Origin of the sequence: Micromonospora sonneratiae, assembly GCF_042679305.1 — a bacterium.
Taxonomy (GTDB): Bacteria; Actinomycetota; Actinomycetes; order Mycobacteriales; family Micromonosporaceae; genus Micromonospora_H; species Micromonospora_H sonneratiae.
Genome location: NZ_JBHTMP010000013.1, coordinates 94,480 through 108,048, shown reverse-complemented (window position 1 = coordinate 108,048; position 13,569 = coordinate 94,480). Strand labels below are relative to the sequence as shown.

Annotated in this window: 16 protein-coding genes; 8 read left to right on the top strand and 8 right to left on the bottom strand. The window is 64.1% G+C overall.

Annotated elements, in window-relative coordinates:
• The first annotated feature begins 17 nt into the window (after positions 1-17).
• The 4 genes from ACFQ4H_RS11290 (at position 18) to ACFQ4H_RS11275 (ending at position 4,106) form a co-directional block, all read left to right on the top strand.
• Positions 18-740 carry a DddA-like double-stranded DNA deaminase toxin gene (locus tag ACFQ4H_RS11290; RefSeq protein ID WP_377569880.1) on the top strand — a complete coding sequence of 241 codons (723 nt, stop codon included), beginning with the start codon at positions 18-20 and terminating at the stop codon, positions 738-740.
• Positions 737-1,159: an Imm1 family immunity protein gene (locus ACFQ4H_RS11285; protein ID WP_377569878.1), complete on the top strand. Its 423-nt coding sequence runs from the start codon at positions 737-739 to the stop codon at positions 1,157-1,159. The genes ACFQ4H_RS11290 and ACFQ4H_RS11285 overlap by 4 nt, the downstream gene beginning before the upstream one ends.
• A gap of 278 nt (positions 1,160-1,437) precedes the next feature.
• On the top strand, positions 1,438-3,897 hold the full coding sequence (locus ACFQ4H_RS11280; protein ID WP_377569877.1) for an N-6 DNA methylase: 2,460 nt from the start codon (positions 1,438-1,440) through the stop codon (positions 3,895-3,897).
• Positions 3,894-4,106 (top strand): hypothetical protein, encoded by a 213-nt coding sequence (locus ACFQ4H_RS11275; protein ID WP_377569875.1) that lies wholly within the window; start codon positions 3,894-3,896, stop codon positions 4,104-4,106. The genes ACFQ4H_RS11280 and ACFQ4H_RS11275 overlap by 4 nt, the downstream gene beginning before the upstream one ends.
• 108 nt (positions 4,107-4,214) lie before the next feature.
• Here the strand turns inward: ACFQ4H_RS11275 and ACFQ4H_RS11270 are convergent, their stop codons facing one another.
• From ACFQ4H_RS11270 to ACFQ4H_RS11250, 5 genes are all read right to left on the bottom strand, one after another.
• Positions 4,215-4,712, bottom strand: a complete 498-nt coding sequence (locus ACFQ4H_RS11270) for a hypothetical protein (protein WP_377569874.1) — start codon at positions 4,710-4,712, stop codon at positions 4,215-4,217.
• A gap of 161 nt (positions 4,713-4,873) precedes the next feature.
• The gene (locus tag ACFQ4H_RS11265; RefSeq protein ID WP_377569872.1) at positions 4,874-5,512 is read right to left on the bottom strand and encodes a hypothetical protein; all 639 of its coding nucleotides are present in this window, start codon (positions 5,510-5,512) and stop codon (positions 4,874-4,876) included.
• 18 nt (positions 5,513-5,530) lie between these two features.
• A complete protein-coding gene (locus ACFQ4H_RS11260; protein WP_377569870.1) occupies positions 5,531-5,815 on the bottom strand; it encodes a hypothetical protein in 285 nt (94 codons plus the stop codon).
• 330 nt (positions 5,816-6,145) lie between these two features.
• The gene (locus tag ACFQ4H_RS11255) at positions 6,146-6,355 is read right to left on the bottom strand and encodes a DUF397 domain-containing protein (RefSeq protein WP_377569868.1); all 210 of its coding nucleotides are present in this window, start codon (positions 6,353-6,355) and stop codon (positions 6,146-6,148) included.
• On the bottom strand, positions 6,352-7,260 hold the full coding sequence (locus ACFQ4H_RS11250; protein ID WP_377569866.1) for a helix-turn-helix domain-containing protein: 909 nt from the start codon (positions 7,258-7,260) through the stop codon (positions 6,352-6,354). The genes ACFQ4H_RS11255 and ACFQ4H_RS11250 overlap by 4 nt, the downstream gene beginning before the upstream one ends.
• 301 nt (positions 7,261-7,561) lie before the next feature.
• Here ACFQ4H_RS11250 and ACFQ4H_RS11245 point away from each other — a divergent pair, with 301 nt between their 5' ends.
• The 3 genes from ACFQ4H_RS11245 to ACFQ4H_RS11235 all read left to right on the top strand — a co-directional run bounded on the left by ACFQ4H_RS11245 (position 7,562) and on the right by ACFQ4H_RS11235 (position 10,359).
• Complete coding sequence (locus ACFQ4H_RS11245; protein WP_377569864.1) at positions 7,562-7,849, top strand: hypothetical protein; 288 nt, start codon at positions 7,562-7,564, stop codon at positions 7,847-7,849.
• Positions 7,846-9,954 carry a hypothetical protein gene (locus ACFQ4H_RS11240; protein ID WP_377569862.1) on the top strand — a complete coding sequence of 703 codons (2,109 nt, stop codon included), beginning with the start codon at positions 7,846-7,848 and terminating at the stop codon, positions 9,952-9,954. Before ACFQ4H_RS11245 ends, ACFQ4H_RS11240 begins: the two co-directional genes overlap by 4 nt.
• A 138-nt stretch (positions 9,955-10,092) precedes the next feature.
• Entirely contained in the window at positions 10,093-10,359 is a 267-nt protein-coding gene (locus tag ACFQ4H_RS11235) for a hypothetical protein (RefSeq protein WP_377569861.1), read from the top strand.
• A 453-nt stretch (positions 10,360-10,812) separates the two neighbouring features.
• Here the strand turns inward: ACFQ4H_RS11235 and ACFQ4H_RS11230 are convergent, their stop codons facing one another.
• Both ACFQ4H_RS11230 and ACFQ4H_RS11225 read right to left on the bottom strand, forming a co-directional pair.
• The gene (locus ACFQ4H_RS11230) at positions 10,813-11,091 is read right to left on the bottom strand and encodes a hypothetical protein (protein WP_377569859.1); all 279 of its coding nucleotides are present in this window, start codon (positions 11,089-11,091) and stop codon (positions 10,813-10,815) included.
• Between the two features lie 59 nt (positions 11,092-11,150).
• Entirely contained in the window at positions 11,151-12,029 is an 879-nt protein-coding gene (locus tag ACFQ4H_RS11225; RefSeq protein ID WP_377569857.1) for an ISAs1 family transposase, read from the bottom strand.
• 384 nt (positions 12,030-12,413) lie between these two features.
• Here ACFQ4H_RS11225 and ACFQ4H_RS11220 point away from each other — a divergent pair, with 384 nt between their 5' ends.
• Positions 12,414-13,058 carry a ricin-type beta-trefoil lectin domain protein gene (locus ACFQ4H_RS11220; protein WP_377569856.1) on the top strand — a complete coding sequence of 215 codons (645 nt, stop codon included), beginning with the start codon at positions 12,414-12,416 and terminating at the stop codon, positions 13,056-13,058.
• Positions 13,059-13,166: 108 nt separating this feature from the next.
• Here the strand turns inward: ACFQ4H_RS11220 and ACFQ4H_RS11215 are convergent, their stop codons facing one another.
• The gene (locus ACFQ4H_RS11215) at positions 13,167-13,307 is read right to left on the bottom strand and encodes a hypothetical protein (protein ID WP_377569855.1); all 141 of its coding nucleotides are present in this window, start codon (positions 13,305-13,307) and stop codon (positions 13,167-13,169) included.
• Between the last annotated feature and the right edge of the window lie 262 nt (positions 13,308-13,569).

Below are 13,569 nucleotides of genomic sequence, written 5' to 3'. Positions count from 1 at the left end.
CGGCAAAGGGTTCAGCCGTGAACGTGGGAGAGGTCGGCGACGGCCTACGAAGGGTGCTTGACCAACTCGCCCGTACCGGCAAGCGGGCGGCGGCTTCCGCCGCTGCACTTGCTGCCCTCCAACGTCATCTTCTGGCCCTGACCAGGGGTAGCCACCATCCCCGTGTCGCCGAGGCCCTGGCCCGGCTCCAGGCATCTATCCAGCGTCTTCAGGAAAGCGCTGAACTCAGCTCAAAGGCGGGTGACGCGATCGGCGCCTACCTTGAGGCACTGGGTCCTGGCAGCACGCCCACACATCAACCGACCCCTGACGATGGCTCCCGAACTGAGGCTCTGATCGATCAGGTACGCGCCTCGCTGCCCCGGGGTGTCCACGGGTCACAGACCCGAGGGAAGTGGATAACGTCGAATGGCACAACGGAGGACCTGCGCAGCGGGGAGGGTGACGAATGGCATCGGAGAGCCAAGGAGTTCGCAGCGGGCTTCCCAGCCCGGCTCCGCGCCGCGTCAAGGCTGGCAGTACACGTCGAAGTAAAGTTCGCGATGCGCATGCGCTCCGAAGGGCGGTTACAAGAGACGATCGTTATTGACCGGACGGTATGCGGTCAGCGACCCACGGATAAGAACGCCCCCTTCACCTGCGACAAGTTCTTGAAATGGTTCCTACCAGCGGGTGCGAAGCTGACCGTCGTGGAACCTGACGGTACTCGGCGGGTCTACCAAGGAAAGAGCAAGGAATGAGCTTCATCGCAACCTGGACGATTTTGAAGCCGGAGGGTGAGGAATCCGGCGGCGAGATGACTGTCCACACGCCCGACGATGTCGACACGCTGATCGCAGCACTGGGCCAGCCCGGAGCTACTGCGGCGCTTGTCCAGCATCAGAAGCGGCCGATGGTCCACGACGAGGACCTCGGTGAGATTCCAGATCACGACATGACTATCGGGGTATGGCAGCGTTACGGCTACCTCAGCTTCGCTGATCTCGACCACGAATACATGTACCTGGACGGCGAGCCCAACTCACCTAGGTTTGCCGGAGACTACACCGAATATCCGACTGGTTCTGGAGTCAGCCTCGCAACCCTTCGCGTCGCGCTCGTAGAGTTCCTTGAGAGCGCTCAACGTCCCACCTGCGTCGCCTGGCAGGAGCCGCAGTAGCCTCGATCCCCATTGAGGGCGCTCGCCACCGAGGGCCCAGTCCGTCATGCGTGACGGCCAGCCGTGTCGCCCTTGCCACGAGCTGAGCCAGCCAAGGGCCGATCTTGGACCCGAAAAGTGGGTAACAGATTCAGATGGGACACTGGAAGGCCTACTGAATCCGTTAACACACCCGAGCGGAGCATTTGAGCAGCTCAGAGCTACTGGACTGCACGGCCTGCCTCTTCTCGCTAGCCCGCAAGTAGCCAACAAACGCGGTGAGCACCTAGCAATGCTCGTTGACGCGTGAGACCCGTACTCCTACGGTGGAAACCGCCGCAGAGATCGAGGAGCTTCGGGAGAGCCAGATGAGCAGTGAGTCCAACACCAACGATCGACTTGTCCCTCCCTCCGAGCTCGCCAGGCTCGTCGAGGTGCAACTGCCAGCGGTGATCAACTGGAGGAAGCGCTTCTCCAACTTTCCAAAACCGGTCCGTTCTGGGGAGTCCAAGTACTTCCGACTGTGGGAGGTCATGGCTTGGTGGGAAAACCGACGCATCCCGGCCAGCTCTCGCAACGAGGATGAGCCCGAGGGCACGACCTACGCAGACCGAGCACGCCGCAATTTAGCCGCTCGGACTGGCTCACTTGACGGCGGCGTAACACTTAGCCTTGCGGTTCAAGAGGACGACGCGAGCAGCCAGCAGCTCGTTGAAGATCTCCTCAAAATGATGAAGGCTCGGGTTCACGCTTCCGCGACATCTTCTACTGATTCGCTGGATCTGCTGTTCTCGCTCACGGTTTTGCGGACCACCGCCCCCGCTACCTGGTCCTCGCTCCAGCAGACGGTCATCCCCGAAGAGGGTTCAGCGGAAGCGGACAAACTCCTACGGCTAATCGGCGACTCTGTCGACATCCAGCTTCGCAACCGAGGACATGAACCGGGCATGCGAGTTGCACTGACCAGGCTTGAGTTCCACAATCCCCGAGACCTCATCGCTGTCATCCAAGCATCGGACCGACTAGGTCGCATTGCGTTTCGGCTGCTACTCGACGAACATGCGACGCAGGCCCGGCTGGAAAGCAATGAGTCACCCACTCCGGAAGGCCTCGTCCGACTGATGGCCGGCATCTTGGTATCCCCTGAGCGCCTGGTACGGCAGGTCTATGATCCAAACGTCCGAGGGGGTGAGACACTCGCCGCCCTCGTGGACCACTTCCCCGATCCCTCCCAGGTCATCGCCCACGGCGAGGGCTCGCATCGCGAAACGCTCCGACTCGCGGAAATGAATCTGGCCCTGCGTGGCCTACGTGCCCAACTGAAGCATGATCCGTCCCCGCCTTGGACACGACCGGACCGACCACAAATCACAGCAGATCTTGTTATTACCAACCCGCCCTTCAACCGGGGCAGGTTCACAGGCCAGCGGCGCGACGAAATCCGCTGGCCGTTTGGCCCGCTGCCGCAAGGAAACGACAACTTCGCCTGGCTCCAGCACGCCGTCGCATCACTGAACGTTGGCGGACGGGCAGCAGTGGTGCTGCCGAAGATCGCATGCATCTCTACAAATCGCCGGGAACGTAACATCCGACAGGCCATGGTTGAACGAGGGGCGGTGGAGTGCATCCTGACACTTCCCCCGCAACTGTTCCCCGGCACGCCCATCGCCGCGTCGGTGTGGTTCTTGAGATATCCGACGGACTCGCGCGACCAGGTGTTGTTCATCGACGCCGGGAAGCTGGGTGTGGTGGAGAACGGCCAACGTATCCTCACCGACGAGGATCAGCAAGTCATCAAGAGCGCATACCGATCGTTTCAGGCTGACCGGGATAGCGGCCAGACTCACGAAGGGACCGTTGGACTCAGCGCGGCTGTCCCGGTCGAGGTTATTCGCGACCACGGATATTCATTGAACCCAGCCGACTACCAGGATCTTGGCACGCGAGAGGAACCTTCCAAACTCCTTTTCGAGGCCGAAAGGGCCGTCCACGAGCTGGCCCTTTCACATGCCGAGGCACAGGAAGCCGAGGCGCTGGCGCACGAACTCATCGTTCCTCTCCTCAGGCCCCACCATCACGACGGAGATCTTCCGACCGACTGGCGGTACGTTCCACTACACGAGCTCTGTGACGTAAAGGCTGGGCCTTCCTACTCGCGGCTACCCGTCGAGACACGCTCGGCAGCAGGCGAGATACCGGTCGTACTTCCAAAAAACCTGCACAACGGCCGCGTCGACGGAACCAGTGAAGATCGAGTCTCCCAACGCCTCGCAGAGGACCTTGCCCGGTTCCGACTGGTGGCCGGGGACATCCTCTGTATCCGGTCGGGAACGATCGGACCCCCGGCGCTGGTTACGGATACCCAGACCGGCTGGCTGTTCGGCTCTAACCTCCTGCGGTTACGTCGGAAGAGGGCCGACACGATCGATGCTTACTACCTCTTGGGCTACCTTTCGCAGCCCAGAATCTTGGAGCGGATCAAAGGTCTCGCGTCCAACGCGATCGTCCCCTCGCTCAGCACCCAATCTCTCGGGCAGTTCCCGATCGCACTACCTCCGTTCGCAGAGCAGCGGCGCATCGGCGAGGCACTCAGAGCGCTCGATCACCAGATCACGGCGTACCGGTCGCTCGTATGGGCGGCCACTGAAGCCCGTACCAACCTGGTCGAGCATCTGCTCGGCGGTGCTCTGGTGCCGCGTCACAACCCGTACGTCTCTGCTGACCCCGTCCCCTATTTCGGAGAGGGAATCTTTTCGTGAACGACTCGACGTCGCCGATGCCGGGAAAGACGCGGCACCTATGGCTCGCGGTTGCCGGCCTGTTCTCCCTGGTCGTAGCGCTCCTGGCCGGCATCCTTGAGTCGAGCACGGGCGCTGGCCTCGCCGGAGCCGTGAAGTATGGCGGAACCGCGTTCGTCGCATCTTTGACCCTCTGGTTGGCGGTCCTTACCGCCCTAAAGCAGTTGTAGCGGTAGGTCGCAAATCTCCCAGGTCGTACGGCTGTCGTTGTGAACGGTTGTTGTCGCTCCCGCGACAACAACCGTTCACAACCTGTCCCTGGTAAGCAGGACGCAGGTTCAAACACCCATCAGGTAGCCGCGCAGGGCATCGTTCACGAGCCGCAGCTCGGTTTGCGAATCCTCGACGTGGGTGCGGGCGGTAGTGAGATCAGCATGGGTCTTCTGGACGACATCTGATCGGCCACCGGAAAGCACCATCATCACCTTGTCATGGGTCTTACCCATCGCCTTGGTGATGTCGTCCAGCGCATCATGCGCCCGCTCAAGCTGTTGAATGACATCGCCGATCCCAGAGATGATCTGCCCAGCCCCACCGATCGGGCCACTCCAGAAATGCGCCACCCTCGGAGTGCGGACCCGACCCCTGCCACTCCCCCGCCGCCAGCCTCGCCGACCACCAGCACGCGCCGCGCCGCCCTGGGAGCCGCCCTCCAACGCCCGCTGCTCGCGCCGCTCACGCAGATGGTCCAAGGCCGCCGCGACAACGACCTTGCCGCTGGAACCAGCCAGACCACCGATGATTGCACCACCGGTCGCAGCCACCGACGGATTCACCGGCAACCCGTGCCGCGTGGCAGCAACCCCGAGCAGCATTCCGAGGGCGGCCCCACCCCATTCAGCGAGCTTGCCGAGGCCCTCCTTCGCCCCCTCGTACCCCAACCGCCGCGCGAACGGCCGCTCCCTCCGCTGTCCGCGTCGCTGCTGCCGTCCGTATCTCATGACTCGACGACTGGGTCCAGGAAGGCGGTGCTGGTCGAGATCATCATCGGTAGGTTCAACGCAGTGTCACGAGCAACCTCTTCTGGCGTTAGGTTCAATAGCTCCTCGCCTTCCTCCGCGTCCTCCGACTCGTCGGCGTAGAACACGCAGGCTTCCCACAGATCGGCGTGAAGGTACGCATATGACCATTGCGTGAAGACCTGGATAGGAAGTGCGACGGCAGCCTTCCCGGCGAAGCCGATGCGGTGTAGGTGAGGTTCCTCGGGTGTGGACCCGAGGCCCTGACCAAGCGGCAGGAGCTTATGACGATGGAATACCGGCTCTAGGTCGCCATCCGGGTCAAACTCGACCAGCAGACCACGCTTGAGCAGGTCATCCACAATCTCGGCGGCTCGGCGCTCCGGTTTCGGCGCGGTCTCCAAAAGGCGGATCAACGATGCTCGGTTGACCGCCAACTTCGCGTGTGACTCCGGGTCGATGAAGGCTGCCGCCCACACCGCCGCCTCAGCTTCGGTCAACTCCACCAGGTCATCACCAAGATGGATCTCATAGCACTCCGGCGTGGGGTCCGGCGGTCGGACGTACCGGAAGCGTGGCCCCATGGAGAGTCCGACGGGAACGATGACGGACGACATGGCGTACCCCTTGCTCTCCTAGAAACCTGCGACGTAGCTTCTCGTCGCGTCGACCGCGCCCTGCGCGATCGACGCCGCCTCGTGCAGTTTCTGCTTAACCTGCTCCATTCGAGTCAACGCCTCAGCCACCCGAGGGTGGCTGGTGCCGCTGGTGACAGCTCGCAGCAACGCCACTGTCTGCTCCATCGACTCGGCCACCGCCCGAATTTGCGTCATCTGCTGAGCGGTCTGGTCGCCGAACTGGGCCACTCCCGCCTTGACCTGTTCCACGGACGCCATCGCCAGTCCCTCCCCAATGGACATCGAAGCTCCGAACCGACCGTACCCGAACAGGCACCATCCGTCAGCCCGCTTACCTGCCGATGCCGTTTCCTTTGCTCTACTTCCCCGACGGCAACACCGAAATCACTCAGCGTCATCAACAGGTAAAACGATCAGCCCCGTCCAGCACCCGTCAAGAACTCTCTACTCACAGCGACGATGTTGCCTATGGGGAAGCAGATCAAGGGAAGCCGCTGAGGGACAACGTCCTCAGAATCGTGATAACTGGAAGTCACACCCGGCGAAAAACATCGCGCCCGACGGCGCGGTGGCCGCCGGGCACGAGCCGGTGAGATCAGGAACGCGACGAGGTCAAGAAAGCCGAGTCGCGTCGGCCTTGAGGGTGGCGACGAAGCCGGACCAGGCGGCAACGCTGAAGGCGAGCGCCGGGCCGCCGCGGTCCTTGGAATCACGTACGCCCACAGCGTCATCGACGAACCGCACCTCGACGCAGTTGGCGTTGTCAGCGCTACGAGAGGACTTGAACCAGTCTCGGTCGGGTGCACTGTCGAGGGGAGTCACGTCATCTCCTTGGCGATCCGCCGGATCAGGTCGAGCGAGTCCTCCGAGCTTAACGCGAGTTCCCGTGTCTCGGCGAAGGTCACGACGTAGTCCGTCACCCGGATCGACTGGTCGATGATGTCGATGGAGGTCAGGATCTCCTCCCAGACCAGGTCGGGCAGCCGTGGCGATGCGAAGGAGAGGATCTGGAACGGACCACCGAAGGCGGGATGCGCCCCAGCGGTGAAGGGCATCACCCTGACTTCGATCTGCTCCGGCCGCTCGGTCATCAACTTGGCGAGGTGGTCGAGCTGGTCGCGCATCACCGCAGGCCCACCGACCTGCTGACGCAGCGCGGCCTCACTCAGCACCGCGCTGATCTGGATCGGCTGGTCGTCGGTAAGCCGAGCCTGTCGGGTCATCCGCGCGGCGACCCGACGATCCACCTCGGTGAGCCGGATGGTGGTGGTGCCGCCTCGGATTACTGCACGGGCGTAGTCCTCGGTTTGGAGCAGCCCCGGCACTACCTCGGTGGTGTAGCAGCGAATTCGCTCGGCACCGGCCTCGTAGCCGAGGAAGCGGATGAATTCGGCTGGGAATAGCTGGCTGTACTCGTGCCACCAGCCGCGCTGGGCGGCACCGGCACGCAGCGCCTCCAACTCGGCCGCGTCGTCGGGCTCCAGCTCGTAGATCTTGATGAGCTGTTCCAGCCGTTTGGCCGGGAGCTTGACCTTGCCCGTCTCCACGCCGGTCACGTACGCCTGAATGATGCCCGCTGCGCGACCGGCGGCGGTCGCGGTCAGACCGATCTCCTCGCGGCGCTGGCGCAGCCGTATGCCCAACTCCCACCCCTGGACGATGGGCGACGTCAGCACACCCGGGGACGACTCGTGCGAAGTGGACGGATCTGAGGCGCGTACAGCCACGACGACTCCTTCAACCAACGACACGTCGACATCGGACACAAACTAAACACGATGAGTGTTCGACTAGCAACCCTTGATATCAAAGTCAGACTTGTGCATCCTGTGGGAGGCACTACCCGGACCGCAGTCCGATGAGGAGCCGAAGACAGATGTATGTCCCGGCTGCGGTTCGTTGCTGTACGCGCTGCCATCCCCGTACCCCGGGATTCCCCGTTGGCGGCGTGGGCGGCCCGACCCGGCGGCAAGGCGTCGGGCCGCCCCCTTCATTCCCTCTGAGCTGCGGAAAGGGTGATCTTTTCTCGTGGGTGAGGTACGTGAGGTCGCGCCGGTCGACTCGGCGCGGTTCGTGGCACATCTACCGTTCACGGCAGCGGACATGAGTGCGGCGCTGATCTTCACGCGGACGCTGGTGCGGTCGCTGGCGTTCCTGGACAGGCTGGACGGCGGCGAAACCACCGTGTCGCTGGAGGACGAGCAGGGCCGCCACCAGCGGGTGTTCTGCGACCTGCTGATCGATGGCGGGCGGCGCTGTGACCGGCGACCCGGTCACGAGGGTGCGTGTCTGCCCCGAGGTGGTCGACGGTCGTGACATTGGGGATGTTCTCGCCGCCCGTGGTGGTGTGTGACCACTGCGAAGGGCGGACCCGCATGCTGCAACTGTGCCGCTGCGTACAGTGGGGCAACCGCTTCCTCGTCGACGCCGACGACGGCCAACTGGCGGACGGTCAGGCCTACCAGGGCTGCGAGCAGTGCGGTGGCAGCGGCTACGTGGCGTACGACTGCCACCCCTGCCGGCGTACCGGCCAGCGCCGCGCGCAGCTCGTACTCACCGTGGCCAACCTGGACACCGGCGCGGTGCGCTCGGCGAACGTCGTACCCGGTGGAATGGAACCGCGACGCAACGTCGGCGGGCGGTGGGAGCTGGCCCTGACCCCAATCATCGCCGCCCTCGCCGCCGAGGTGGGAGCCGTCGAATGCCGGGACGGGTACGGCCTGGGCAACATCGGCGACTATTCGATCCTGCTGCCCACCGACTGGCGGCCCGGCCTGCCACTGGCCGAACGGCAGCGCCTGGAGGGCGAGGCGATCGCCCGGCACACCTGGCATCCGTGGCGGCTCTACCACGGCCGGCTCACCCCGACACCGGCCCGGGACCTGGCCGCCGAACTGGGCCGGCTGTGCCACCTGGCGGACCTGCTCTGCCTGGACCTGGTGGTGGAGGTTCGGCGGGCCCGGCACGGCGGCCTGGCCTGGGACATCCGCTACGAACTCCCCGACGGCGGCGTGCCGACCGAGACCCGCCGCTGGTCCGATGACCTGCGCAAGGCGGTAGCCGCCGCCACCGTGCAGGACGCGATGCACGGCCTGGCCGACCGAGCCCGGACCGCCCCCGCGTACTACCTGCGCCCCAACCGGCCGCAGCGTCTCGGCCCCCCGACGGTCGACCTGGACCAGCTCGAACAACGTGTCCACGCTGACCTGGACGGTATCGCCGGCAGTGCGCCCGGCGCACAGGCGATCTGGCGGGACGGCCGCTGGCGGCACACCCGGCTCTGCCACGCCGACACCATCGAGGTGATGACGGAGCAGTCCACCGGGCAGGTCGTACGCCGTAGCGTGACCACGCTGGTCCGCGCCTGGGAGCCGCCGGCTCCGGGGTGGCAGGGCGAGCCCATCCCGTACGACCCCTGCCCGGACTGCGCACCCGAGCACCGGCTCCGGCCGTGCCTGTGCACCCTCGGCAACCAGTCACCCGACCCGGACTGCCCCGGCTGTTCCGGTGCCGGAGTCGCTCCCACCAGGATGCGGTGCCACACCTGTCGGGACAGTCATCGCAACTATCGGGGAGCGGTCGTCACCCTCACCGACCTGGGCGATGCCACCGTGCACCTCAACTGGCTGGTCCCGGAGGAGCCGACGGAAGTTCCGCAGGTCGGCAACCAGCCCGGCGGGAAACCGATCTTCCAGCTTCCCGTCTGCTACCAGCTCCGACACTGGGCCGAGATCATCGAGGCCCGAGCAGCGGACCTCACCTTTCTCGACGGTGACCACGACATCGGCCAGGACCTCCGCGAGGGTACGGTCACCGTCAACCAACTCGGGATCGACCCGGTGGCCCGCTACATCACCGAAGCCTGCGGCGGGCACCCCGCTGCCCGAATGCTGGTCAGCGCGGTTACGCCAGCCGGCATGCCGCTGACCGGCCTGATCCGCCTCGTGCTCGGCCTGCACCAGACCCTCGTACTCACCCTGGAGGACCACCGGTTCAACGAGGGCGACCCGGCCCTGATCCACGGCGAAGGCTGGAACGTCGAGATGACCCCGCCCGAACGAGCGATCCGACCCGATCTGATGCCGCTACAGCGCAGCCCCGAGGCCGCCGCCGCGTACTTCCTCGAATATCTCGAAAACGCCACCGACAACTCCGTACCCGAGGACCCTCAGCAGGGCATCCCCGTACCACAGACGCCGGAGCCTGCCCCGCTGGTCGAAGACCCGGTCCCGCTGATTCGGCGGCTCGCCCAACACCACGCCGGGCAACCGGTCAGCATCCGCTACCACCACACCGGCTGCCACCTGTACGTCCACGAGGCCGGCCTACCTGGCCAACCGCACAGCGGCAGCGTCCGACACCTCGTCAGCGCCCGTACGGCCGCCATCGCGCTCAACGCACTCGGCCTCGGCCGTCCCTGACCTGTTCCCCTTGGGCATAATCCGACAACCCGCCCATACTCGACGCCGCGTCGACCAGGTTGGCCAAACCACTCAGCCAAAACCATGCCCCCTGGTACTTTGGTACCTGGGTACCTTGAGCCACTGTAGGGAGAAGTCATGGCTGCCGCCGCCTCGCCAATCAAGGTAGACGCCCAGACAGACCAATTGATCTCGCATGCAGCACACTTCCTCAAGCGTTCCAAGAAGGAGGTGGTTGACATAGCGATACGCGAATACATCGAGAATCACCGCTCAGAGATTCAAACAGCGGTCAGTCAGGCCTTGCGGCAACTCGATGGCTCTACCGCAAGCTCCGTCGCCCTCCTAACCGGCATGTCTCGTGACGAGTTGGACGAGCTCGGCGGCTTCTCCAAGACAGATTGACCACCTTTTTACACATTCACATTTCACTCCACCGAGACACCGCTACTCGTAATTTCCCCCACTCGAACAGCCCCTCGACACAATGGGTCACCCTCTCGTATCCAAGGCACAGCAAGTACCAGAAGAGGTAGCGTCCCATGGAGCCGAGCGAATCATCGCGATCAAGGACCGCGTCTGGTTCAAGGCTAAAACTGGTGTGTTTCGAGGCGCTGTCGGCGAGCTGCACCATCTCACGGACTTCGAGGCAGAGATCAACGCAGCAAGGGCCTGGTGGTGGATCGGAGCCGCCGGCAAGCGTCAACAGGACAGCGAGACCGACTTCTACCGATCACTAACCGCAGAGGTTCAACGCGAAGGCAAGGGCACGGGCACCACCAGCTCGACCCATCTCCTACCCAACGAAACCGATTTCCGACGCCTAAGCTCAGGGCACTACTCACGGGCGTTTCAAGATCATGATGTGAGTCCGAGGATGGTGAAGGGTCTGGTCATGTTGCGGCTGGCCCAGCGGGTGGCTTCGGTGATGTCGCAGCGTCCGGCCAGGCGGAGGGCGTTGATGGCCAGGTTGGGCATGGAGGCCAGGACGCGGGGTCCGTTGCGGGTACGGACTCGGCTGGCGTCTTCGCGGTAGCAGGTGTCTCCGATCCAGTGCAGCGATTCGATGGCCCAGTGGCCCTGGTTGAAGGCGGCGATCTGGGCGGGCGTGGCCTGCTCGGGGGTGTGGCTGGCCACGCCGAGTTGGGCGGCGGCGCTGAGGTGCCGACCGGCGGCGTCGGTGACGTAGCGTTCGATCAGCCAGACCTGGTTGACGTGGGGAAACGGTAGGCCGGGCGGGCGGGCAGGACCTGGATCGTGCGTCGGGTGATCCGCCCGTGGCTGGTATCGATGCGACTGGCGGCGACCGGCACACTCGGCCAGGGCAGCGTGTTGAGGGCGTCGAACAGGGCCCGCCGGTTCTCCTTGACCGGGAACAGGAAATGGCCGCTGCGGGCGTGGATGAGTTCGGCGGTGGCCTTGACGGTGTGCGACGCGTCCGCGGTGACGGTCCTGCCGTCGAGGTCGAGGGTCTCGAGCAGGTCCCGGGCGCGGGCCGGCTCGTTGGTCTTGGCCCCGGCGACGTCGACCTGGCCGATCACCACCACCGGTGTACCGGGCTCGACGCCCCCGGCCAACGCCGCGAGCAGGTGTAGTTGTTGCCCGTCGGCGTCGACGGCGCCGCAGACGGTTTCGCCGTCCAAGCGGACCAGGTCAGCCGGTGCGGACTGCGGTGCCGGATCGTTCTCGGGCGAGGCCTCGGCGACCGGATCGAGACCCGATCGGCGGGCCGTCGTCCAGGCCCCGATCGCGGTGTCCAGGTCCTGCGGATCGGTATCGGTGCACACCCGCCACAGCGTTGACCGCGACGGCCGACCGGCCGGCAGCACACCGGCGCGTAGGTACAAGTCGGTCAACGCCGGTTGTGGCACGTCGGTCACCCAGCCCGCCATCGCCGTGTACCCGGTCATCCCCGCCACCGTCGCCGCCGCGACCAGCGCCAACACCACCGCCGCCGAATGATCCCGGCCCTGCGACGACCGGCCGTCGGACACCCCGGACAGCAACTCCAGCAGGTCAGCGCACGCCTGAGCTACCGGGACACCCGCAACCGACGCCACATCAGCGTCGGACATGACACACTGCACCACGACGAAGCTCCGTTGAAGACAAGATCCATGAGAAGACCTCGTCCTACCGGAGCTTCGTCCCTACCTCGCCACGCGACACGCCACTGTGGCCAGACTGCGACCAGTCACTCACACCATACTTATAATCTTGAAACGCCCGTGGGGCACTACTCGCCGACCGACTGCACAATCGCCCTGCTGGTTCATGTTGTCCGTTCCGTGTACAGTACTTCTACTGTAGATGTCCGGATTTTCGGTGAGGATTCTGTGAGGCCGTCACATAATAATCTTCCATCGTGTTCACCGAACTCCAGCGAGCCGCCTTCTGATAAGCCGCCGCAACGACGGAGGGAGCCCTGGACTCGCAAAGAAAAGATCGCCGCCGGCGCAGTGGCCGCCACCCTTTTGACAGCAGTTCCCGCAGTCATCACCCTAGTTTCCGGCTTCACGCCTAATGACGAGAGATCCAAAGGCTCGGCCGAAGCATCCAGAAAGCCTTCGGGGGAACCGTCTGAGACCCCGTCGAACACAGCGCCCAGCAAGCCGCTCACTGAACTCATCTCCCGCCACCTCATCACCGTTACCAACCCTAAAAACGGAACCACAATGTGTGTCGACGACAAGTTTAATCGGGGTCAAAATGGTGACGTCATCCAGTTGTGGCCCTGTGACTACTTCGGCGAAACAGAAGGTCAACTGTGGACGCTGCATTCAGACAACACAGTGCGCGTACTGGGAAAGTGCTTGGACATCGTCAATAACAGTACGGAGAAGCATGCAAGACTGCAGCTGTGGGACTGTAATGACGACGGCGGGAAGCGATGGATCTACACAGATGATAACCAATTGAAAAACCTGCAGTCCGGGCTCTGTCTGGACGTCCCCGAGGCGAAAATGGAGAAGGCTGCAGCCCTGGAAATATATGATTGTTTGTATCACTCACCGCAGGCGGCGGCGGACGCGGCAACCCCACCGACTGCGGGCCGGCCCTTCTGGACCCAGAAATGGCACTTCGTCAAGCCCTCAGGGAGGTGATCTCAGCAAGGAGTTGGGCGTGGTTCAGGATGACACGGACGTAAGTCCATAGCGGACAGTATGGGATAAGAGCGTGGAGCCATCGGTAGACAGGTTCTTGCGACGGAATCAGCCTCCGACCCCCGGGTACTTGAGATCGTTGCTCAGGACGTTGATGCCCATGCCGCCACCGGCTCCGGTCAATCCGGCGGCAAGCCGCCCTCGCCACCCCAGCCGGACCGGTTCCCCACCCGCACCATGCGTAGCCACCACCATCAGCATGACCAACACGATCGAGCACGGTCATCCCCAGGCTCACGTTCAGAACCCCACGCTGCGCGTGGAGCAAGCTAAAGCAAAAGTCAGACTTAGCTGAGAACACCTTGTACGGCAGCTCCGTCCAGCCGTCGGCCTCGGAAAGCCCTGTCCCGTCCCCTCGATCATCTGCTGTTCAGCGACGCCTCAGCGCAGTCAGCGCACCGTTACCCACCCCACTTACCTCACCGAGCCCCTTCCGGGCCGCCGCCAACCC